This is a genomic window from Erwinia sp. E_sp_B01_1, from assembly GCF_036865545.1.
Classification (GTDB): Bacteria; Pseudomonadota; Gammaproteobacteria; order Enterobacterales; family Enterobacteriaceae; genus Erwinia.
Window position 1 is genome coordinate 541,136 of sequence record NZ_CP142208.1, and the last position, 21,990, is coordinate 563,125.

The following is a 21,990-nucleotide window of genomic DNA, read 5'->3' on the forward strand; positions in this document are numbered from 1 at the left end:
ACAATTGCGGCGATCGGCAGGATGAGATTAATCCGAGTCTGCCTGCTTATTAACGCCGCAGGTAACATTCGATCACGATCCTGTGTTGTAACGTGTCGATACTTTGCACACAATATGTCAAAAAATTTGGGTTTGCGTGGAAATAGAGGTCCATAAGCGGCAAAAGCTTGCCATGCTTACAGGATCCCAAACCAGTGGATGAAATCAAGAAGACGTTGTGCCCAGCTGGAATCAGGGCCGGCAACATAATCAGGAGTGAGCGTGCCACGAATTCATGTTTATTGCATGTTAGGGCTTTTAGCTGCTGCACCGGCTGCCCAGGCGGCAACAGTGCGATTACAGGTCACAGGGTTATCCGGGGATTTACAAAAAAACGTGCGTGCACGCCTTTCTACCATCTCGTCCGATGAAATCTCGGCTGATGGTCGTTTTCGCGCGCGCGTCAGTGATGCCGTTAAAGAGGGGCTGAAAGCCTTAGGCTATTACGAACCGACCATTGAATTCGATCTTCAGCCTCCTCCTGCTGGCGGTAAAAGACCGCTGCTGATCGCGAAAGTGACGGCGGGTGAGCCGGTGAAACTGGCTGGCGAAACGGTGATCATTCGCGGCGAAGCCCGCACGGATAAGGATTATCAGGCGCTGGTCAAAGCAGGCAAAACCCATATCGGCGGCATACTGAACCACAGCGACTACGACGGCTTTAAAAGCTCCCTGGGCAACCTTGCGCTGCGCAAAGGCTACTTTGACGGGGACTATGCCAAAAGTCAGCTGGGCGTTTCTGTAGAGCGCCGTGAAGCCTTCTGGGATATAGATTACGACAGTGGCCAGCGCTACCGCTTTGGCGATGTCAGCTTTGAAGGCTCGCAAATTCGTGAAGAGTATCTGCAAAATCTGGTGCCCTTTAAAAAAGGCGATTATTACAGTTCACGCGATCTGGCTGAACTGAACCGCCGCCTCTCAGCCACCGGATGGTTTAACTCCGTGGTAGTGGCACCAGAGTTTGATAAATCCCGTAAAAACAAAATTCTGCCCCTGCACGGCGTGGTCAGTCCCCGCACCGAGAACACCATTGAAACGGGTGTGGGCTACTCTACGGATGTCGGGCCGCGCGTAAAAGCGACCTGGAAAAAACCCTGGGTTAACAGCTACGGCCACAGCCTGACGACCAGTGCTTACATCTCGGCGCCGGAGCAACAGCTGAACTTCAGCTATAAAATCCCACTGCTGAAAAATCCTGTTGAGCAGTATTACCTGCTGCAGGGTGGTCTGAAACGTACCGATCTCAATGATACCAAAGCGGATTCTTCAACGCTTGCGGCCTCCCGCTACTGGGAATCTTCAACCGGCTGGCAGCGCGCCATCAACCTGCGCTGGAGCCTCGATCACTTTACGCAGGGTAACGTCACCAATACCACCATGCTGCTTTACCCTGGCGTCAGCATAAACCGCACCCGTTCGCGCGGCGGCCTGATGCCGACCTGGGGCGATTCTCAGCGCTATTCTCTGGATGTTTCCGACACGACCTGGGGCTCCGATATCGACTTTGCGGTGGTTCAGGCTCAGAACGTCTGGATCCGGACCCTGGCGGATAAACACCGCTTTGTAGTGCGCGGTAACCTGGGCTGGATTGAAACCAATGACTTTGACAAAGTGCCGCCTGATTTGCGTTTCTTCGCCGGTGGCGATCGCAGCATCCGTGGCTACAAATACAAAGGCATTTCGCCTCGCGATGACGACGGCAAGCTGACCGGGGCCTCCAAGCTGGCCACCGGCTCGCTGGAGTATCAGTACAACGTCACCGGTAAATGGTGGGGGGCGGTCTTTATCGATTCCGGTGAAGCCGTGAACGATATCAAGCAGGATAACTTCAAAACCGGTGCCGGTTTTGGCGTGCGCTGGCAGTCACCGGTGGGGCCGATCAAACTGGATATAGCCCGCCCGGTGGGTGATGACGAAGATCGAGACATACAGTTTTATATCGGACTGGGGCCTGAACTATGAGTCGCTGGAAAAAGGTCCTTATTGGCATCCTGATTTTCCTGTTGGTGCTGCTGGGCGGTATCGCATTTTTAACAGGTACCACTACCGGGTTACACCTGCTGCTGAATGGCGCATCGCGCTGGGTTCCGGGGCTGGAAATCAAGCAGGTTGATGGCGGCTGGCGCAACCTCACGCTGAAAGGCGTGCAGTATGAAATGCCCGGCGTCTCGGTCAATGCCGGGGAGTTCCATCTTGCCTTACAGCTGGGCTGCCTGAAAAACAGCGCTTTCTGCGTCAACGACCTCTCACTGAAAGATGTGAATGTGGTGGTGGACAGTAAAAAGATGGCGCCTGCCGCGCCTGCCCCGGTTGAAGAGGAATCTTCAACCGGCGATCTCAGCACGCCTTACCCCATCACCCTTCGCCAGCTTGCGCTGCACAATATCACCGTAAAAGTTGACGACACGGCGATCTCCCTGGCGGATTTCACCTCCGGGATTAGCTGGAAAGAGCGCGCGCTGACGCTGAATCCGACCCATATTCAGGGGCTGCTGATTGCGCTGCCGAAAGCGGCAAAAGTGGTGGATGAGCAGGTGGTTCAGCCTAAAGTAGAGCAGCCGAAAGTTGCCGAACCTCCGTTGGGCGAAACGCTGAAGGCGATGTTTGCCAAACCGCTGCTGCCCGATCTGCCCGATTTCAATATGCCGCTGGATGTGGATGTTCAACAGATCCTCGGTGAGCAACTGCGCATTACGGGCGATACCGATATCGCCATCACGCGCCTGCTGGTGAAAGCGAAAACCCATGACAAGCTTCTGCATCTGGAAACGCTGGATGTGGACTCGCCGCAGGGGCAGCTCAATGCTCAGGGGCAGGCCACGCTGACCGGTAGCTGGCCGGTTGATTTCACGCTGAACAGCGCGCTGAATATCGCTCCGATCAAGGGCGAGAAGATCAGGATGAAAGTGGATGGAGGCCTGCGCGAGCAGCTTAACCTGGGGCTGAATCTCTCTGGTCCGGTGCGTGTGCAGTTGGATGCAAACACCCGACTGGCAGAGGCAGGCCTGCCGCTGTCGATGAATGTAGAAAGCCCGCAACTGCGCTGGCCGCTGACCGGTGATATTCAGTATCAGGCGGATAATCTGAACTTCAGCTTCAAGGGCAAGGCGACGGATTATGTGATGTCGCTGAAAGCCGGGCTGAAAGGGCAGGGTATCCCGCCCGCCACGCTGTCGCTGGACGGTAAAGGCAACGTTGAGCAATTCTCACTGGATAAGCTCCGGCTGGCGGCGCTTGAGGGGAATACTGACCTGACGGCGCTGGTGGACTGGAGCAAAGCCATCAGCTGGCGCAGCGAGCTGACGCTGTCCGGCATCAATACCGCGAAGCAGTTCCCGGACTGGCCAGCGAAGCTGGAAGGTAAAATCACCACACGCGGTAGCCTGTATGGCGGTAGCTGGCAGATGCGGGTACCGGAGCTGAAACTTCGTGGCAACGTGAAGCAGAATGCCGTCACCGCCGACGGTTCGCTCTATGGTAACAGCTACAATCAGTGGGATATCCCTGGTATGAAACTGGTGCTGGGCCGCAACAACATCAACCTGAAAGGATCGCTGGGCGACAAGCTCAACCTGGATGCTGATATTGATGCCCAGCATCTGGACAATGCTCTGCCGGGCCTGGGTGGCGTGGCAAAAGGCACCCTTAAAGCACGGGGCGATTTGAAAACGCCACAGCTACTGGCCGATCTTACCGCGACCGGGCTTCGCTGGCAGGCGCTGAGCATTGCCCGTCTGGTGCTGAAAGGGGATGTCAGCTCCGGCGAGCAGATTCAGGGCAAGCTGGCCCTGCGTGTGGATCAGTTAAAACAGGATGCCCTGGCGATTTCCCAACTGACGCTGGATGCCAGCGGCAGTGAGAAACAGCATCAGCTGAAGCTGGTGGTCACGGGTGAGCCCGTCTCTGGCCAGCTTGCGTTGAACGGCAGCTTTGATCGTGCAGAACAGCGCTGGAAAGGCTCGCTGAACAATACCCGCTTCGACACGCCAGTTGGCGAATGGCGGCTGACCCGGGCGATAGCGTTGGATTACCTCAACAGCAAGCAGACGGTCAGCATTGGGCCGCACTGCTGGCAGAACCCCAACGCTGAGCTTTGTGTTCCGCAAACTATTGAGGCTGGCCCGGCCGGTCATGCGAAAGTGGTGCTTAACCGCTTCGATTTAGCGATGGCTAAACCTTTCCTTGGCGACGCGACCAGACTCAGCGGCGTGTTTACTGGCGATGCCGATGTCAGCTGGACGGCAGACGGCGGTTTACCTCAGGGCCGTGTGGCGCTGAAGGGCAACGGCGTCAAAGTTGCGCAGGATGTGGACGGCAATACCTTGCCCGTGGCTTTTGATACGCTGAACCTCAATGCTGCGTTGCGTAATGGACGCGCTCAGCTGGACTGGCTGATTCGCATCGCCAATAACGGCCAGCTGGATGGCAGCGTGCAGATTGCCGATCCCGAGGGCAAACGCACGCTGTCGGGTAATGTGAATATTGCGCGGCTGTCGCTGGCGTTACTGAATCCGGCTTTGACGAAGGGTGAAAAGGTTGCCGGAATGCTTAATACCAGCCTGCGCCTGGGCGGCAGCCTGCAAAAACCGCAGGTCTTCGGTAATTTGGGTCTGACTGATGTCGACGTTGAAGGCAGCTTCATGCCGGTCGATCTCACGGCCGCCAGGCTGAATATGGTCTTTAACGGCATGAGTTCCACCCTGGACGGGCTTATCCAGACGTCTAAAGGGCAGCTTACGCTGAGCGGCGGAGCCGACTGGAGCGTGCTGGATGCCTGGCGTGCCCGGATCGCGGCGAAAGGCAATAAAATCCGCGTCACCGTGCCACCTATGGTGCGTATGGACGTCTCTCCGGATCTGGTGTTTGAAGCCACGCCGCAGATGTTCAACCTGGACGGGCGCGTGGATATTCCCTGGGCGCGTATCAACGTGCAGGAAGTGCCAGAGAGTGCCGTCGGCGTGTCGTCTGATGAAGTGTTGCTGGATAAAGACCTTAAGCCAATAGCACCAAAATCCACGGCTATCCCGATCAACAGCAATCTGATTATTCATGTTGGCGACGATGTGCGTCTCAGCGCCTTTGGTCTGAAAGCCAAACTCAACGGCGATCTGAAGCTGGTGCAGGATAAGCGCGGTCTGGGCCTTAATGGCCAGATCAATATTCCGTCGGGCCGCTTCCATGCCTATGGTCAGGATCTGATCGTTCGCAAAGGCGAACTGCAATTTGCCGGGCCGCCGGACCAGCCTTATCTGAATATTGAGGCGATACGTAACCCGGAATCGACCGAAAATGACGTTACTGCCGGTGTTCGCGTTACCGGACTGGCCGATGAACCTAAAGCAGAAGTGTTCTCCGATCCGGCGATGTCGCAGCAGGAAGCCTTATCTTACCTGCTTCGCGGCCAGGGGCTGGACTCAAATGGCAGCGACAGCAGTGCAGTAACCTCTGCTTTAGTAGGATTGGGGCTTGCACAAAGTGGGCAGGTTGTGGGTAAAATCGGGGAGACCTTTGGCGTGAGTAACCTGGCCCTGGACACGGCTGGCGTCGGTGACAGTCAGCAGGTGCAGGTCAGTGGCTACGTTCTGCCAGGTCTACAGGTAAAATACGGTGTTGGCATATTTGATTCACTGGCGACCTTAACCTTACGTTATCGCCTGATGCCCAAGCTCTATTTGGAAGCGGTGTCTGGTCTCGACCAGGCCCTGGATTTGCTCTATCAGTTTGAGTTCTAGTAATGCGAATAATTGTCTATGGCACCTTAAGACGTAAGCAAGGCAACAGTCATTGGATGACCAACGGGCAGTGGCTGGGCGATCATCTGATCGACGGTTATGAGCTTTACAGTTTGGGCCTTTACCCCGGCGTGATCGCGGGTAACGGGCAGGTGTTTTGTGAAGTTTACCGCATTGATGCTTCCACTCTGGGGGAGCTTGATGCGCTCAGAACGAAAGGTGGGGAATATAAACGTCAGCTGATGCAAACGCCTTACGGCAGCGCATGGCTTTACGTTTATCAGCGTTCGGTAGAGGGAAAAACGCGGATCGTCAGCGGCGACTGGCTGCAGCGGAATGTAACCGAACCCACCTGAAGTCTCTGCAAATAAAAACACCGCTCAGTGAGCGGTGTTTTTTTATCCGTGCGGCGACTTATTTCTTCGCAGCGCGTTCGAAAGAGGAGACGATTTCAGCTTTAGCCGCTTCAGCGTTGTCCCAGCCTTCCACTTTCACCCATTTGCCTTTTTCCAGCGCTTTATACTGCTCGAAGAAGTGAGTGATCTGCGCACGCAGCAGTTCTGGCAGGTCGTTCACATCTTTGATGTGATCGTACTCTTTGGTCAGTTTGCTGTGCGGAACGGCAACCAGTTTGGCATCTTCACCAGCTTCGTCGGTCATTTTCAGCACGCCAACCGGACGGCAACGAATGACTGAGCCTGCCTGCAGCGGATACGGGGTTGGGACCAGCACGTCTACCGGGTCACCGTCTAAAGACAAGGTGTGGTTGATGTAACCGTAGTTGCACGGATAGAACATCGCGGTAGACATGAAGCGGTCAACAAACAGGGTGCCTGAATCTTTATCCACTTCATATTTGATTGGATCGGCATTGGCCGGAATCTCGATAACAACGTAGATATCTTCTGGCAGGTCTTTACCCGCTGGAACCTGGTTCAAACTCATGGTCAATTCCTTCAGTCAGTCTTAATCAAGTGACGCTCATTATAGCCAACTGAATATGAAAGTATCCCCCCTTTTTAGCCTTTAGGAATGCTCCAGTGCCGGGCTGACGCTTTTTAGCCCACCACGCCAAAAACCGTGCAGGAAGCCGCTTTGCATTCTTCCTTCAGCGAGCAATTTGATCCTGTCTGACATCTGCCTGTGTGATAGCGAGACGCCTCGATTGATCTCAATCAACTTACTTCCAGTTAACGCCTGCACGCAGGCGATCCGGGGTAAAGCTACGGGGCCACAGGTCGATATCCAGTTCACTACAGGCTTCATGGATATCAGCCTACTAAAAGGTCAGACAAAATTATGCTTAAAAAGATCTCAATACGAACTTGCTTACTGGTGCTGCTGGGACTGATGACAGTGATGTTACTCAGCGTCAGCAGTATGGGTCTTGTTGCCATCAATAAAGGCACGAAATCGCTGTATCTGGTTAACCGGATTCAGGGTGAGGAGTTGCAAAGCCTGTTTCAGGTGAATGCCAACCTGCTAAGGGCAAGGACAAGCGCGGCGCTGGTGGTCAGGGAGAGTGAACAGGGGAATCCGGAACAGGCGAAGAAGAATCTGCAACGCGTGGCCCGCTACATTGAGGGAGCCCGCAGTGAAATGCAGGTTTTCCTCAACCAGGGTACGGTCACTGAAAAAGGGAAATTGCTGGCGAATGAGATAACTGTCACCTACGAAAAACTGGTGGACGAAGGCATTCAGCCGATGCTTGTCGCGCTGCAACAGCAGGATCTTGCAACCTATTATCGGCTGCTTGAAACCAAAACAAGCCCGCTCAACGCCGCATTTAGCCAAAGCGTGGAAGCCTTCAAAGAGTACGCCAACGGCATCACCCATACCGGGATGAGTGAGGCGTCACACAATGAAAAGGTCCTCACGCTGCTGATCGCTTTTTGTGGCGTGATGACTTTGTTTCTGCTCTGCTTTTCCTAGGGTGTGGTGCGGACCATTTTGCTTAAACCCCTGGATACCGCCATTGAGCATCTGGAATACGTTGCGGCCGGCGATTTAACGCAGGCGCTGCCGCAGGCGGGTAAAAATGAACTTGGCCGACTGAACGGGGCGCTGACAGAGATGCGTGATTCGCTGCAAAACTCGGTGAGCCGGGTGCGCGATGCCAGTCTGCAAATTAATGTGGGCAGCCGGGAGCTGGCTTCAGGCAACCTCAACCTGTCGCAGCGTACCGAAGAGTCAGCCTCTTCACTGGAAGAAACGGCGGCGAGTATGGAACAACTAACCGCCACGGTGAAACTCAACGCTGAGAATGCCGGCCAGGCGCATCATCTGGCGCGTTCTGTCTCGGACAGCGCGGATCGCGGCAGTGCCGTAGTGACTTATGTGATGCAGAAAATGCAGGAGATCTCTAACAGCTCGAAGCGTATTGGCGACATCCTTGGGGTGATCGATGGGATAGCGTTTCAGACCAATATCCTGGCGCTTAATGCCTCGGTCGAAGCGGCCCGCGCCGGTGAGCAGGGAAGAGGGTTTGCGGTGGTGGCGAGCGAAGTCCGTAATCTCGCGCAGCGCAGTGCCACGGCGGCGAAAGAGATTCGCGAACTGATTGGCGAATCTCAGACCCGGGTCAACGAAGGCTCAGATATGGCGACAAAAGCCGGGACGACGATGGATGAAATTTCCAGCGAAGTGATGCGGGTGACGACCCTGATGAAAGAGATCTCCACGGCGTCCGAAGAGCAGAGCCGGGGAATTGAGCAGGTCAATCTGGCGGTGACGCAGATGGATGCCGTAGCGCAGCAGAATGCCGCACTGGTGGAAGAGGCTGCGGCTGCCACGCAGTCACTGCAGGAGCAGGCAGACTATCTTGTGCAGTCGATGGCGGTATTTAAAGTCAGCCACGGCTGATTGCCAGAGCATCCCGGCTTCAGCAATAACGATGTTTAAAGGCGATCGAAAGATCGCCTTTTCAGCTTGTCGCGCAGATAAAGGCACAAAAACCGGCTGAATTTGCCTTATCTGCCACTGTTCAGCATTTTAGTGAGGGAGGGGATTGGTTAGTGATATTCACTGTCATCAGCAACTTTTACATTACAAAAATAGTGTTAATCCTGACCTCACACGCCATTTTCACCCTCGCTGACCCGTCAGGTTCCGTCCGTCCGGCTGGGATTACATTACCGATGCTAAATATTTAAATAGCCCTGCCGATAATCTCTTCGCTTTTTGGGGATTACGGATTATCAGCCTTCTTAGGGTATACCAGCCAATGCTTACAAAAATTTCAATACGAACCGGGTTATTAGTTTTATTAGCGCTTATGACGCTGATGCTGTTAATGGTCAGCGTAATGGGCATTGTCGCCATCAACAAAGGAAACAAGTCGCTGGATGTGGTGAACCGTATTCAGGGAATTGAGCTGAACAGCCTGTTTCTGGCTAACAACAATTTACTGCGCGCCCGTACCTCGGCGGCTTTATCGGTGAGAAAAATAGAAATTGGCCTGCTTGATGAGGGCAGCGCTATCACCGCACGGTCCGCCAAATATATTGAAACCTCACACAAAGAACTGAAAAGATTTGTGGACGCCGGGACGGTTACCGCCCACGGTAAAACCCTGGCAGACGCCATAGTCACCAGCTATGAACACTACCTGTCAGAGGGCATTAATCCGATGATGGAAGCCCTGCAAAAACAGTACACTGATGAATATTACCAGGTGCTTGAAGGCAAACTGACGCCACTGAATGCCGCGTTTTCAAAGGCGGTGGAAGATTTTAATCTGTATGCCACTCAGGTAACGGATGCCCAGCTCAAAGAGGCCACCAGAAATGAGCGGGTTCTGACCATGCTGATCGTTTTTTGCGGCATCCTGACCGTGATCCTGCTGACTCTCTCCTGGATGCTGTTGCGGGCCATTCTGCTTAAACCGCTGGAGTCAGCCATTGAGCATCTGGAATTTGTTGCGGCGGGCGATCTGACTCAGGCGCTGCCGGAAGGCGGCAACAACGAGCTTGGCCGCCTGAATAACGCCCTGGCTGAAATGCAGACTTCGTTACAGCTTTCGGTCAGCCGGGTGCGGGATGCCAGCCTGCAGATCGACACGGGCAGTCGGGAACTCTCCTCCGGGAATCTCAATCTCTCGCAGCGTACCGAAGAATCTGCCGCTTCTCTGGAGCAGACGGCAGCAAGTATGGAACAACTCACGGCCACCGTTAAGCTCAATGCAGAGAATGCCAGCCAGGCCCACCAGCTTGCCCGTTCGGTCTCAGACAGCGCCGACAAAGGCAGTGAAGTGGTCAGCTATGTGATGGAGAAGATGCAGGAAATTTCCAGCAGTTCAAAACGCATTGGCGACATTCTTGGGGTGATTGACGGCATCGCTTTCCAGACCAATATCCTTGCGCTGAATGCTTCAGTGGAAGCCGCTCGCGCAGGTGAACAGGGCAAAGGCTTTGCGGTGGTGGCCAGCGAGGTTCGCAACCTGGCGCAGCGCAGCGCTACAGCGGCAAAAGAGATCCGCGAGCTGATTGCCGAGTCACAACACCGGGTCAGTGAAGGCTCGCAGATGGCGACCCGAGCCGGAGAGACGATGGACGAAATTGCTACGGAAGTGATGCGGGTGACCACGCTGATGAAGGAGATCTCCAGCGCTTCCCAGGAGCAGAGCCGTGGCATTGAACAGGTGAATCTGGCCGTGACGCAGATGGATGAGGTTGCCCAGCAAAACGCCGCGCTGGTGGAGCAGGCTACCGCGGCTACCCAATCGCTGGAGGAGCAGTCTCAGCAACTGGTGCAGTCGATGGCGGTGTTTAAACTCAGCCATGCCTGATAACGCGTAAACAAACAAAAAGGGCGATCCTGCGATCGCCCTTTCTCTTTCCTGCTTCCGGTGCTGATTACGCGTCCGGATATTCGCGCAGGAAACGCTCCTGATCGTTCACCATGTCGGTATTGCCGACAAAGAACGGAGAACGCTGGTGCAGCGTTTCTGGCGTCAGATCCAGAATACGGTTTTTACCGTCGCTGGCTTTACCGCCTGCCTGCTCGGCCAGGAAGGCCATCGGGTTGCACTCATACAGCAGACGCAGTTTGCCCTGTGGGTGACTTGCGGTGCTTGGGTAGAGGTAGATGCCGCCTTTCAGCAGGTTACGGTGGAAGTCCGCTACCAGCGAGCCGATATAACGCGAGGTATAAGGGCGATGGGTAGGCTGGTCTTCTTCCTGACAGAACTTCAGATACTTTTTCACGCCCTGAGGGAAACGAATATAGTTTCCTTCGTTAATGGAGTAGGTATAGCCCGTCTCCGGGAACTCCATTTTTTCCGCGCTGAGGCAGAAGACACCCAGTGACGGATCGTAAGTAAAGGCGTGCACGCCACATCCGGTGGTGTAAACCAGCATGGTGGAGGAGCCATAAACCACGTAACCGGCAGCAACCTGCTGGTTACCCGGCTGCAGGAAGTCTTCCTCAGTCACGGGGGTACCGGCCGGGGTAATGCGGCGGTAAATGGAGAAGATGGTGCCAACAGAGACGTTAACGTCAATGTTCGACGAGCCGTCCAGCGGATCCATCAACACCACATATTTACCGTTTTCCACCCCTTCGAAGATCACAATTTCATCTTCTTCTTCAGAGGCGATACCGGCAACAATCCCGCGCGCTTTCAATGCTGCTTTAAGTTTCTCATTGGCAAACAGATCGAGCTTCATCTGCTGCTCGCCCTGAATGTTCTCTGCGCCGCTGGCGCCAAGAATATCCACCAGTCCGGCTTTGTTGATATCGCGGTGAATAATCTTCGCGCCCAGCTTGATGGCTGAAATCAGCGCCGTCAGTTCACCTGTGGCGTGAGGAAAGTCGTGTTGCTTCTCGACGATGAATTCGCCTAACGTTTTCATAACACTATCCCTGAATCTGCGGTTGAACGGCAGCCTGAATAACAAACTGCCAACGTATGCGTACGCAGTTTAGCCGATTGAACGCTAAAGAACATAGGGCAAATCCGTTTCTTCCTTGCGATGAGGACGCTACACTGTGCGCCGGACTTACCTGTTAACGGACCATTTATGCGTATTCACATCCTGGGAATCTGTGGCACTTTCATGGGCGGACTGGCCGTGCTGGCCCGCGCCTTAGGCCATGAGGTCACCGGCTCTGACGCCAATGTTTACCCTCCGATGAGCACCCTGCTTGAACAGCAAGGTATTGATCTGATTCAGGGTTATGATGCTTCCCAGCTCGATCCTGCCCCCGATCTGGTGATCATCGGAAACGCCATGACCCGTGGCAACGCCTGCGTGGAAGCGGTGCTTGAACGTAACATTCCTTACCTGTCTGGCCCGCAATGGCTGCATGATTTCGTGCTGCGCGATCGCTGGGTGATTGCCGTAGCCGGTACGCATGGAAAAACCACCACGGCGGGGATGGCGGCATGGATTTTACAGGCGTGTGGCCTTGAACCTGGCTTTGTGATCGGCGGCGTGCCCGGCAATTTCGACGTCTCGGCAACTTTAGGAAAAAGCCCATTCTTCGTGATCGAAGCGGACGAATATGACTGTGCTTTCTTCGACAAGCGCTCCAAATTCGTGCATTACTGCCCGCGCACCCTGATCCTCAATAACCTTGAGTTCGATCACGCCGATATCTTTGACGACCTGCGTGCCATTCAGCGCCAGTTCCATCACCTGGTCCGTATCGTGCCGGGGCAGGGGAAAATCCTGCTGCCGGAGCACGACTCGAACATCAGGCAGGTCCTGTCGATGGGCTGCTGGAGCGAGCAGGAAAGCGTCGGGGAACACGGACGCTGGCAGGCGAAGAAACTGACACCGGATGCCTCACGCTGGGAAGCCTGGCTGGACGGTGAGCTGGTGGCAGAAGTGAACTGGGCGCTGGTGGGCGAGCACAACATGCACAATGGCATGATGGCCATTGCTGCCGCCCGTCACGTTGGCATTAAGCCGGAAGATGCGGGCCTGGCGCTGAATGATTTTATCAACGCCCGCCGTCGTCTTGAGTTACGCGGTGAAGCCAATGGCGTGAAGGTCTATGACGACTTCGCCCACCATCCCACCGCGATCCTGGCAACGATGACCGCGCTCCGTAGCAAGGTTGGCGGCACGGCCCGTATTCTTGCGGTACTGGAGCCCCGTTCCAATACCATGAAGATGGGCATCAGTAAGGACGATCTGGCGCCGGCCCTGGCGCGGGCAGATGAAGTCTTCCTGCTACAGCCTCACCATATTCCGTGGCAGGTGTCTGAAGTGGCGGATGCCTGTGTGCAACCGGCACACTGGAGTGCAGAAGTGGATACGCTGGTGGAGATGATTGCCAAAACCGCGCATCCGGGCGATACCATTCTGGTGATGAGCAACGGCGGGTTTGGTGGTATTCATCAAAAGCTGCTGGACAGGCTGGCGAAGTAACAGAAAAGGCCCGGTGATTGTCAGAATCAGCGGGTCGAAGCTGTTTGAAAAGTGTGGGGATTGAAGCACTCAGCCCTGCAGATGAAAAGTGCATAAGCTTCAGGGGCGGAATCTGTCCCGCCCATGCTGCTGAAAAGCCCTGTTCTGATGGCGGAGTTTACTCCGCCCATGCCGATCAGGCCTCTGCGAGTTCGCGCAGATACTGAAAAATCTGGCGGGCAGATTTTGGTGGCTTGTTGGTCGCTTTCTCTTTCTGCGCGTTGCGGATCATGGAGCGCAACTGCTGGCGATCTGCCTGAGGATATAACGCCAGCACGTCCGGTACCGCATCATCGCCCACATTTACCAGACGATCGCGCAGCACTTCGAGCTTATGGAACAGCGCAACCTGCTGGTTGTGACGGTTCTTTAGCTTATCCAGTGCCTGACGAATCGGATCTTCATCGCGTGAGCGCAGCATCTTACCGATCAGCTGCATCTGACGGCGACGGCCCTCTTTCTTGATCTTCTGCGCCAGCTCAATAGCGGCACGCAAATCTTCATCCAGCGGGATTTTATCCAGCGAGTTTTTACCTAACTCTACCAGCTCTCCACCCAGGCGCTTGAGCTCCTCGGCGTCACGTTTAATTTCACTTTTACTGACCCAGATAATCTCTTCGTCTTCTTCTTCTTCGTTATCTGGTACATCATCAAGCCAGTCATCAGGCTGTTTGGTCATGGGGGGCTCCCTAAAAAAGAGGCTCATGCTATCAGGTTACGAGGCTACTGCGAAATTGTTCTCTGAGTCTGTTAGACTCAAATGAACCTTAGTCACTAAAGAGTGTGGCAATCTGGCGTTTTGATTCAGGCCAGCAAAGCCCTCTGTTAATTATATGGTAGGTCGATGAAATTACTCTCCCAAGTTGCAGAACAGCGTAAAACCCTCGAACAGGCGGTAGCGACAGCACTCGAACTGGCTAAAGTCAGCACCGATGGGGCGGAAGTTGCCGTGACCAAAACGACCGGTATCAGCGTCAGTACCCGCTACGGCGAAGTTGAAAACGTTGAATTTAACAGCGATGGTGCGCTGGGCATCACCGTCTATCATCAAAACCGTAAAGGCAGCGCTTCTTCTACCGATCTCAGCCCTGAAGCGATCAAACGCACCGTTCAGGCCGCCATCGACATTGCTAAATACACCTCTCCGGATCCTTTTGCTGGCGTGGCGGATCGGGAACTGTTGGCGTTTGATGCGCCGGATCTGGATCTCTTCCACCCGATGGATATCGATCCGGATCGCGCGATTGAAATGGCCGCCCGCGCCGAGCAGACCGCACTGAAATCAGACAAGCGCATCACCAACACCGAAGGTGGCAGTTTCAACAGCCATGTCGGCATGAAAGTGTTCGGAAACAGCCACGGAATGATTCAGGGCTACTCCTCAAGCCGTCACTCCATCTCCAGCAGCGTGATTGCTGAAGTCAATGGCGAGATGGAGCGCGATTATGCCTATACCATTGGCCGCGCTTTTGAAGATCTGAAATCGCCTGAGTGGGTCGGTGAAGAGTGCGCCCGCCGCACCCTGTCCCGTCTCTCTCCCCGTAAGCTCTCCACCATGAAAGCCCCGGTAATTTTTGCTGCAGAAGTGGCAACCGGCCTGTTTGGTCATCTGGTGGGGGCAATCAGCGGCGGCAGCGTCTACCGCAAATCCACTTTCCTGCTGGACTCCCTGGGCCAGCAGATCCTGCCAGAATGGCTGACCATCCAGGAGCAACCGCACCTGCTGAAAGGGCTGGCTTCCACACCGTTCGACAGCGAAGGCGTGCGCACCGAGCAGCGCGATATTATCAAAGATGGCGTGCTGCAAACCTGGCTGATGACCAACTACTCGGCCCGCAAACTGGGGCTGAAAACCACCGGTCATGCCGGTGGCATCCATAACTGGCGTATTGCCGGGCAGGGCGACAGCTTTGACCAGCTTCTGAAGAAAATGGGCACCGGCCTGGTGGTTACCGAACTGATGGGGCAGGGCGTCAGTGGCATTACCGGCGACTACTCGCGTGGCGCCGCAGGCTTCTGGGTTGAGAACGGCGAGATTCAGTACCCGGTCAGTGAGATTACTATTGCCGGTAACCTTAAAGACATGTGGCGCAATATGGTCACCGTCGGCAGCGATATTGAGCTGCGCAGCAATATTCAGTGCGGTTCCGTACTGCTGCCCGAAATGAAAATTGCCGGGCAGTAAATTCGTCATTTTTGCGTATTATTATGGGGTGGCCTTTTGGCCACCCTTTTTTGTCGTGCTTTTCACAGAAAAATAAAGGAACTGAGCGATGCGTAAAACGTTAATGATGGTGTTAACTGCTTCCCTGCTTTGTACCAGCGTTTCGGCGCTGGCGAGTCTGGAAGATGATATGGATGTCCTGAAAGGCGGCCTGCGGACGCTGAATAAAACAGATGATATAGCCGAATTTAAAAAAGCCCTGACCGATATGCGGAGCGCTGCGCAGGACGCGAAGACTCAAACCCCGGATAAATTAAAAGGTCAGCCTTCTGACAGTCCGCAGATGAACGATTTCCGGGCGGGTCTGGACAAGCTGACTGGCCAAATCGACACCAGTATGAAGCTGGCAGAGGCGGGCAATCTGGACGGTGCAAAGCAGGAAGCAAAGAAATTTGCCGACACCCGCGACGAGAATCATAAAAAGTTTCGTTAACGTTCCAGGTTAAACGGGGTCCGCAGAGTAAGAATGTCAATATTCTGTCGGATCTCATTTTCAGCTTTTTATTTCCACGCTGAAAACATCTTCGACGCCGGAATTTTATCAGGCTGTGGAGTTTTCATTTCCGTGAGATAAGTTTTTCCTATCTTAAGTTATTTAACCCATCGCCATTCCCCCTTAACTTCCCCTGTTCCCGCATGAATTCAGCAATAAAGAGAGGTTTATTGTGATATTCGTCAGGTTTTATTCTCTTTTTTACACGAAATAACGATTTTGTGGGCCAGAGCACATCCTGAGGCGCTATTTCCGCTTCGAAGTGGAAAAAGTCGGGCTACACAGCGGGCTCGCGGAAAGTTAGTTTATTTTCATCGCGAAAAAATTGCGTTTCAGGCCAGGGCCGAAACGAAACATGAGGAGCGCAGGGTGAATAACGGAGCGTTATCGGTGAGTACGGCTGACAGTGACCAGGCGATTCAGGCGCTGGCTGACAAAGTGATGGGGCAGATTGCGGGTCTGTTTGCAGCTAAAGCGATTGTGCCCAACGCAGTGCAGCAACAGATGCTGGCGTCCCATGTGAAAGCGATGGCACTGCGTTCACTGACCGGCGAACCGCTGCCGGAAGTGGAAGAAGAGCTGTTTGAGGATATTTCTGAAGAATCGATGGCGCTGGCGCAGCAGGTCGTTGATCTGTTTGGCAACCTGCCAAAAGAAGAGGCATGGCTGCTCTCTGTCCACTTCGAAGTGGCAAAAGAAAACGAGTAACCCCAGCATTGATACGCAGAGGGATTAGCCCGCTGCAACACTTGATTCGAAAGACCCTATTGAGGAACAGACTATGTCACAAGTCATCGTAGTAATCGGCGATCGTTTAGGTAAAGGCCAGAAAGTTGCCGCAGGCGTTGAGAAAGCCGGTGGGAAAGCCGTAGTGGTGCCAGGCGTGGCGGCAGATATGAAACTGGGCGACGTAATGAAAGCTGAAAATGCTTCATTCGGCATCTCCTTCTGTGGCAGCGGCGGCGCCGGTGCGATCACCGCTCAAAACAAATATGGCTACAAAGCCAAACACGGTATGCGTTCAATTGATGAAGGTGTGACCGCCATCAACGAAGGCGCCACGGTGCTGGGCTTTGGCTTTATGGACAAAGAAGAGTTGGGTGAGCGTCTGGTGCAGGCGTGGACCAAGAAGCACGGTAGCTGATCGATGAAGGAAAACTTCACCACCACGGTGAACGTCAGTGGCAAAGGCGACAGCAGGGAGCGTGCCTTTGCCGATGCGTTGAGCCGGGTACAAAACACGGTCCTGAAAGCGACCAACAAAGTTCTGCTGCGGATTGAACCTCAGGATGTGAAGGTGGTTCAGGCCAGGCAGAGCGTCAGAAAAGAGAAGTTTTTATTCTTTTTCCTGGCGAGAGAGCGGCGGAGTTACAGCGTGGAGCTGGATATTACCGTCAACGTAACGGTAATCGACACAGATAAGATCGATTTCGTTACGCAATAAAGCCCTGCCCGTCCGGGCAGCAATAACCATGACTTAAAAACGTTGGCGTAAGCCTGAAAGGAAAGACTGATGTTTTTAATTATTCTCTTAAAGTCGCTCATCATCGGCGGTCTTGTCGGTGTGGGCGTCGGCGCAGGTGCGGCGCGCATGTTTCACGCACCAACTACGCAGGGGATGGGGGCATTTCGTACACTGGGTGAACTGAATTCCTGTGAAGGCGATCCGGCTTCTCACTTCTCTTTTGGTCTGGGTTTCTTCTTCAACGCCTGGGCGTCTTCCGTGGCCGCTGGTTCATTCACTCAGGACGTTGATCACCGCATCATTCCTCACTGGGGTGCGGCTGCGTTGATGGTGAAAAACCGCAACGTTGCTGACACGCTGCACAATCCGAAAAAGATGGCGATTGCCTGCGGCATCATCGGCATGATCGTCGTGGCCTTCCTTAACTCTACGGCTTCAGCAGTGCCGGCAGCACTACAGGTTACCGCAGTGAAAGTGCTGGTACCTGCCGCGAACCTGCTGGTTAACACCATCATGCCGGTGATTTTCTGGCTGGCAGCGATTGATGCCGGTAAAAAATCGGGCTTCTGGGCCACTATTTTTGGCGGTCTGGCACAGCTGATCATGGGTAACGCCGTACCGGGTCTGGTGCTGGGTATTCTGATCGGTAAAGGGGTTGAAGAGAGCGGCTGGAACAAAGTTACCAAAATCATGATGACGGCAATCGTGCTGCTATTCGTGTTGAGCGGTTTCTTCCGCGGCTTTGATATGAAGATGCTGCAATCCTTCCAGCTGGGTGTTCCGGGCTGGCTGGAGATGATCCACAACTCCCTGAGCGGTAAATAAGAGGACCCTAATAATGGAAGAGTCAAAAAGCGGTTTCTGGTATGCCGACTGGTCTTTCCCGATTTTTGTCGGGCTGCTCTCTGCCGGGGTGTTTGCGGGTACACACATGTACTACACCTATGGCCTTGGAGCCTTTAACGAAGTGGCTTTCGTCTCAATGCTGCGTTCCGGCATGGAGACGGGCGTTTACGGTGCCGTAGCGGCCTTTGGGGCCAGCTTCCTGTTCGCCCGTATCATCGAAGGATCGCTGGTTGGGATCCTGGATATCGGTGGTGCAATCCAGACCGGTGTTGGCCTGGGCGTGCCAGCGCTGCTGCTGGGCGCAGGCATCATCTACCCGGTGGCGAACTTTGCTGCTTCGCTGGTCACGGGTCTGGTGATAGGTGTGGCGATTGGCTATCTGATTATCCTGGCGCGTAAGTTCACCATCAATAACAGCGACTCCACCTACGGTGCCGATGTGATGATGGGCGCAGGTAACTCATCTGGCCGGTTCCTGGGGCCTTTGATCATCCTCTCGGCAATGACCGCCTCTATTCCGATCGGGCTGGGATCGCTGGTGGGTGCGCTGTTGTTCTATCTCTGGAACAAACCGATCACCGGTGGCGCTATCCTGGGCGCAATGCTGCTGGGTGCCATTTTCCCGGTCGCGCTTTGAAGTAACGGCGGTTTGTCCGGAGAGGGCAAACCGCTTTGACGGATGTCCCATTCCGGTGAAATAAGGAGTGTGCAATGTTTGATCTTATTATCCGCCGTGCCCGTCTGGCCGGTGGCGACCTGACAGATATCGCCCTGAAACAGGGAAAGATTGCCGCACTGGGTGAAGTCCAGGGGCCAGCCGTGCAGGAATATGACCTGGCAGGGCGTTACTGGCTGAGTGCTGGCTGGATTGATTCCCACGTGCATTGCTACCCAAAGTCGCCCATTTATCATGATGAAGCGGACCGGATCGGGGTGGAAACTGGCGTGACCACGGTAGTGGATGCTGGCAGTACAGGTGCCGATGATGTGGATGAGTTTTATCAGCTCACCCGGTCGGCCAGCACCCAGGTTTATGCGCTGCTGAACATCGCCCGCACCGGGATTGTCACGCAGAATGAACTGGCAGATATGACCCAGATTGACAAGGTTGGCGTGCGCGATGCCGTACAGCGTCTGCCCGGTTTTATCGTGGGTATTAAGGCGCGCATGAGCAGCAGCGTGGTGGGGGCCAACGGCATTAATCCGTTGATCCGTGCGAAAGAGATCCAGCAGGAAAATGGCAATCTTCCCCTGATGGTGCACATCGGCAATAATCCGCCGGATCTGGATGAGATTGCTGACCTGTTGACGGGCGGCGATATCATCACCCACTGCTACAACGGCAAACCTAACCGTATCCTGACGCCTGCCGGAGAGCTTCGTGCTTCCGTCAGGCTTGCTATCCAAAGGGGTGTCCGGCTGGATGTCGGTCACGGCAGCGCCAGCTTCAGCTTTGAGGTGGCCCGTGCTGCCATTGCCCAGGGCATTCTTCCGCACAGCATCAGCTCAGATATCTACTGCCGTAATCGCCTCAACGGGCCTGTTTACACTCTGGCCCACGTGATGTCCAAGTTCTTTAACGTGGGCATGACCCTGCCGCAAATCATCGATTGTGTTACCCGCAAAGCGGCGGATGGCCTGCGTTTGCAGGGTAAAGGGCGGCTGGAAGTGGGAATGGATGCCGACCTGACTATTTTTGATGTCAGTGAGGAAACCTGCCTGTTTACCGACTCCGAAGGGCTGTCGGTTTCAGGTGAAAAGCAGTTGGTTCCGCTGGCCGCCGTGGTTGGCGGTCAGTGGTTCACTACCGACGAAGGGAAAAAGCATCATGTCTTCGATTTATGAAAAATATGGCCTGAAGCAGGTCATTAATGCCTCCGGCCGCATGACCATTCTGGGTGTTTCCACCCCCAGCGCTGACGTGGTTGAGACGGTCAATTATGGCCTGAATCACTATTTTGAGATGAAAGACCTGGTCAACAAGACCGGTGCCTATATTGCGAAACTGTTGGGATCGGAAGATGCGGTAGTGGTCTCCTGTGCCTCGGCCGGTATCGCTCAGTCCGTGGCGGCAGTGATTGTCAAAGATGATGACTGGCTGCTGGAAAATCTTCACGCCACGCCCTTGATCGTGCCGCACGACATCGTAGTGCCTAAGGGCCATAACGTGAATTTCGGTGCCCCAGTGGGCACTATGGTCGCGATGGGCGGTGGTCGTCTGGTGGAGGCCGGGTATGCCAACGAATGCTCCGCCGATCAGCTTTCTGCGGCGATCACGCCACAGACTGCCGCGCTCCTCTATATCAAGTCTCACCACTGCGTGCAGAAAAGCCATCTCAGCGTCGAACAGGCTGCCGGGGTAGCGCGTAAGCATGGCGTCCCATTGATTGTGGATGCGGCGGCGGAAGAGGATTTGCAGTGTTACTACCAGTACGGCGCAGACCTGGTGATTTACAGCGGCGCGAAAGCCATTGAAGGGCCGACCAGCGGGCTGGTAATGGGCCGCAAACAGCACGTTGAGTGGGTTAAGCGTCAGTCGCAGGGCATTGGCCGGGCGATGAAAGTGGGCAAAGAGGGCATCCTTGGCCTGACGCAGGCGATTGAAAACTATCTGGTGCAGGAGAAAGTCTCCGGCGCACAGATGGTGGAAAAAATGACGCCGTTTATCAGCAACCTTAACTCGCTGGCTGGCATCACTTCCCGCGTGGTCTGGGACGCGGCAGGGCGTGACATTGCCCGTACTGAAATTCATTTTGATGAGGCAGTTATCGGCCACACCACGGGCGACCTGGTTCAGGCATTGAAGACAGGCGAAATCGCTATCTACTTCCGTGGATATAAAGCCAATGAAGGCATCGTGGAAGTGGATGTGCGCAGCGTAACGCCAGAGCAGCTGAACACCATTTATCTCTGTATTAAATCACTGTTGGCAGGAGAGAAAAAAGCATGACGCTGACCCCAAAATTCTACCAGGACCGCGTGTGCCTGAACGTGCTGGCCGGTTCCAAAGAGAACGCCCGTGAGATCTGGCAGGCTGCGGAAGGCCATGTGCTGGTGGGCGTGCTGTCGAAAAACTATGACAGCGTGGAAAGTGCCGTGGCTGATATGCGTGAGTATGCCGCCCTGATCGACAATGCGCTCTCCGTCGGTCTGGGGGCAGGCGATCCTAACCAGTCCGCGATGGTCAGCGCCATCTCGGCTGAAGTGCAGCCTCAGCATGTGAACCAGGTGTTCACCGGTGCGGCAACCAGCCGGGCGCTGCTTGGGCAGAACCAGACCGTGGTTAACGCGCTGATTTCGCCGACCGGCACTGTAGGTCAGGTTAAGATCTCCACCGGCCCGTTAAGCTCCAAAGCTACGGATGCCATCGTGCCGGTTGAAACGGCGATTGCGATGCTCAAAGATATGGGCGCGAGTTCGGTGAAATATTTCCCGATGGGCGGCCTGAAATCTATCGATGAGTTCAAAGCCGTAGCCAAAGCCTGTGCTGAACAGGATTTCTGGCTGGAACCTACCGGCGGCATCGATCTGGAAAACTATGAAGCGATCCTGCAGATCGCGCTGGACGCGGGCGTGCCCAAAATCATCCCGCACGTTTACAGTTCGATCATTGATAAAGATTCCGGTAATACCCGTCCGGCTGACGTCAGCACCCTGCTGGCGATGACTAAGAAGCTGGTCGGTTAAGGCTCCCTGGCGGGCAGTCATGCCCGCCTTTTCCGCACTCTTATGCTCCTTCCCTTTGCCGGAAAACCATGCCAGCATCAGTGGAGGGA

The 21,990-nt window shown here is 54.7% G+C and carries 18 protein-coding genes and 1 pseudogene; 16 read left to right on the forward strand and 3 right to left on the reverse strand.

The genetic code is table 11. The annotated features are described in order from the left end of the window. The first annotated feature begins 285 nt into the window (after positions 1–285). Genes VRC33_RS02535 through VRC33_RS02545 form a run of 3 tightly spaced genes read left to right on the forward strand, consistent with a single transcriptional unit; the run spans position 286 to position 6,127 of the window. Positions 286–2,001, forward strand: a complete 1,716-nt coding sequence (locus VRC33_RS02535; RefSeq protein ID WP_338563998.1) for an autotransporter assembly complex family protein — start codon at positions 286–288, stop codon at positions 1,999–2,001. Next, a complete protein-coding gene (locus tag VRC33_RS02540; RefSeq protein WP_338560535.1) occupies positions 1,998–5,771 on the forward strand; it encodes a translocation/assembly module TamB domain-containing protein in 3,774 nt (1,257 codons plus the stop codon). Before VRC33_RS02535 ends, VRC33_RS02540 begins: the two co-directional genes overlap by 4 nt. A 2-nt stretch (positions 5,772–5,773) precedes the next feature. After that, positions 5,774–6,127 (forward strand): gamma-glutamylcyclotransferase, encoded by a 354-nt coding sequence (locus VRC33_RS02545; RefSeq protein WP_338560538.1) that lies wholly within the window; start codon positions 5,774–5,776, stop codon positions 6,125–6,127. Positions 6,128–6,185: 58 nt separating this feature from the next. Here VRC33_RS02545 and ppa read toward each other — a convergent pair whose 3' ends face one another. Further along, positions 6,186–6,716 carry an inorganic diphosphatase gene (gene ppa / locus VRC33_RS02550; RefSeq protein ID WP_338560541.1) on the reverse strand — a complete coding sequence of 177 codons (531 nt, stop codon included), beginning with the start codon at positions 6,714–6,716 and terminating at the stop codon, positions 6,186–6,188. Between the two features lie 354 nt (positions 6,717–7,070). Here ppa and VRC33_RS02555 point away from each other — a divergent pair. Both VRC33_RS02555 and VRC33_RS02560 read left to right on the forward strand, forming a co-directional pair. Further along, positions 7,071–8,633, forward strand: a pseudogene (locus tag VRC33_RS02555) (methyl-accepting chemotaxis protein). Between the two features lie 361 nt (positions 8,634–8,994). Continuing rightward, positions 8,995–10,557: a methyl-accepting chemotaxis protein gene (locus VRC33_RS02560; protein ID WP_338560543.1), complete on the forward strand. Its 1,563-nt coding sequence runs from the start codon at positions 8,995–8,997 to the stop codon at positions 10,555–10,557. 67 nt (positions 10,558–10,624) lie between these two features. Here the strand turns inward: VRC33_RS02560 and fbp are convergent, their stop codons facing one another. Further along, positions 10,625–11,623, reverse strand: a complete 999-nt coding sequence (fbp, locus tag VRC33_RS02565) for a class 1 fructose-bisphosphatase (RefSeq protein ID WP_338560545.1) — start codon at positions 11,621–11,623, stop codon at positions 10,625–10,627. 168 nt (positions 11,624–11,791) lie between these two features. Between fbp and mpl the strand changes: the two genes are divergently transcribed. After that, positions 11,792–13,147, forward strand: coding sequence for a UDP-N-acetylmuramate:L-alanyl-gamma-D-glutamyl-meso-diaminopimelate ligase (gene mpl / locus VRC33_RS02570; protein ID WP_338560548.1), 1,356 nt, complete (start codon positions 11,792–11,794; stop codon positions 13,145–13,147). A 175-nt stretch (positions 13,148–13,322) separates the two neighbouring features. On the opposite strand, the gene yjgA is transcribed toward mpl, so the two are convergent. Continuing rightward, the gene (gene yjgA, locus VRC33_RS02575; protein ID WP_338560550.1) at positions 13,323–13,865 is read right to left on the reverse strand and encodes a ribosome biogenesis factor YjgA; all 543 of its coding nucleotides are present in this window, start codon (positions 13,863–13,865) and stop codon (positions 13,323–13,325) included. A 165-nt stretch (positions 13,866–14,030) separates the two neighbouring features. Between yjgA and pmbA the strand changes: the two genes are divergently transcribed. The 10 genes from pmbA to VRC33_RS02625 all read left to right on the forward strand — a co-directional run bounded on the left by pmbA (position 14,031) and on the right by VRC33_RS02625 (position 21,901). Beyond that, complete coding sequence (pmbA, locus tag VRC33_RS02580; protein WP_338560552.1) at positions 14,031–15,371, forward strand: metalloprotease PmbA; 1,341 nt, start codon at positions 14,031–14,033, stop codon at positions 15,369–15,371. 88 nt (positions 15,372–15,459) lie between these two features. Further along, a complete protein-coding gene (gene cybC, locus VRC33_RS02585) occupies positions 15,460–15,843 on the forward strand; it encodes a cytochrome b562 (RefSeq protein WP_338560555.1) in 384 nt (127 codons plus the stop codon). Between the two features lie 429 nt (positions 15,844–16,272). Then, positions 16,273–16,611 (forward strand): glycine dehydrogenase, encoded by a 339-nt coding sequence (locus VRC33_RS02590; RefSeq protein WP_338560557.1) that lies wholly within the window; start codon positions 16,273–16,275, stop codon positions 16,609–16,611. 73 nt (positions 16,612–16,684) lie between these two features. Beyond that, on the forward strand, positions 16,685–17,047 hold the full coding sequence (locus VRC33_RS02595) for an SFCGS family glycine-rich protein (protein WP_338560560.1): 363 nt from the start codon (positions 16,685–16,687) through the stop codon (positions 17,045–17,047). Positions 17,048–17,050: 3 nt separating this feature from the next. Continuing rightward, a complete protein-coding gene (locus tag VRC33_RS02600) occupies positions 17,051–17,347 on the forward strand; it encodes a DUF4312 family protein (RefSeq protein ID WP_338560563.1) in 297 nt (98 codons plus the stop codon). Positions 17,348–17,416: 69 nt separating this feature from the next. After that, a complete protein-coding gene (locus VRC33_RS02605; protein WP_338560566.1) occupies positions 17,417–18,193 on the forward strand; it encodes a DUF4311 domain-containing protein in 777 nt (258 codons plus the stop codon). 13 nt (positions 18,194–18,206) lie between these two features. Continuing rightward, positions 18,207–18,851, forward strand: coding sequence for a DUF4310 family protein (locus tag VRC33_RS02610; RefSeq protein ID WP_338560568.1), 645 nt, complete (start codon positions 18,207–18,209; stop codon positions 18,849–18,851). Positions 18,852–18,925: 74 nt separating this feature from the next. Next, a complete protein-coding gene (locus tag VRC33_RS02615; protein WP_338560570.1) occupies positions 18,926–20,059 on the forward strand; it encodes an amidohydrolase/deacetylase family metallohydrolase in 1,134 nt (377 codons plus the stop codon). Further along, positions 20,043–21,164, forward strand: a complete 1,122-nt coding sequence (locus tag VRC33_RS02620; protein ID WP_338560572.1) for a DgaE family pyridoxal phosphate-dependent ammonia lyase — start codon at positions 20,043–20,045, stop codon at positions 21,162–21,164. The genes VRC33_RS02615 and VRC33_RS02620 overlap by 17 nt, the downstream gene beginning before the upstream one ends. After that, positions 21,161–21,901, forward strand: a complete 741-nt coding sequence (locus VRC33_RS02625) for a KDGP aldolase family protein (RefSeq protein WP_338560575.1) — start codon at positions 21,161–21,163, stop codon at positions 21,899–21,901. The genes VRC33_RS02620 and VRC33_RS02625 overlap by 4 nt, the downstream gene beginning before the upstream one ends. The last annotated feature ends 89 nt before the right edge of the window (positions 21,902–21,990 follow it).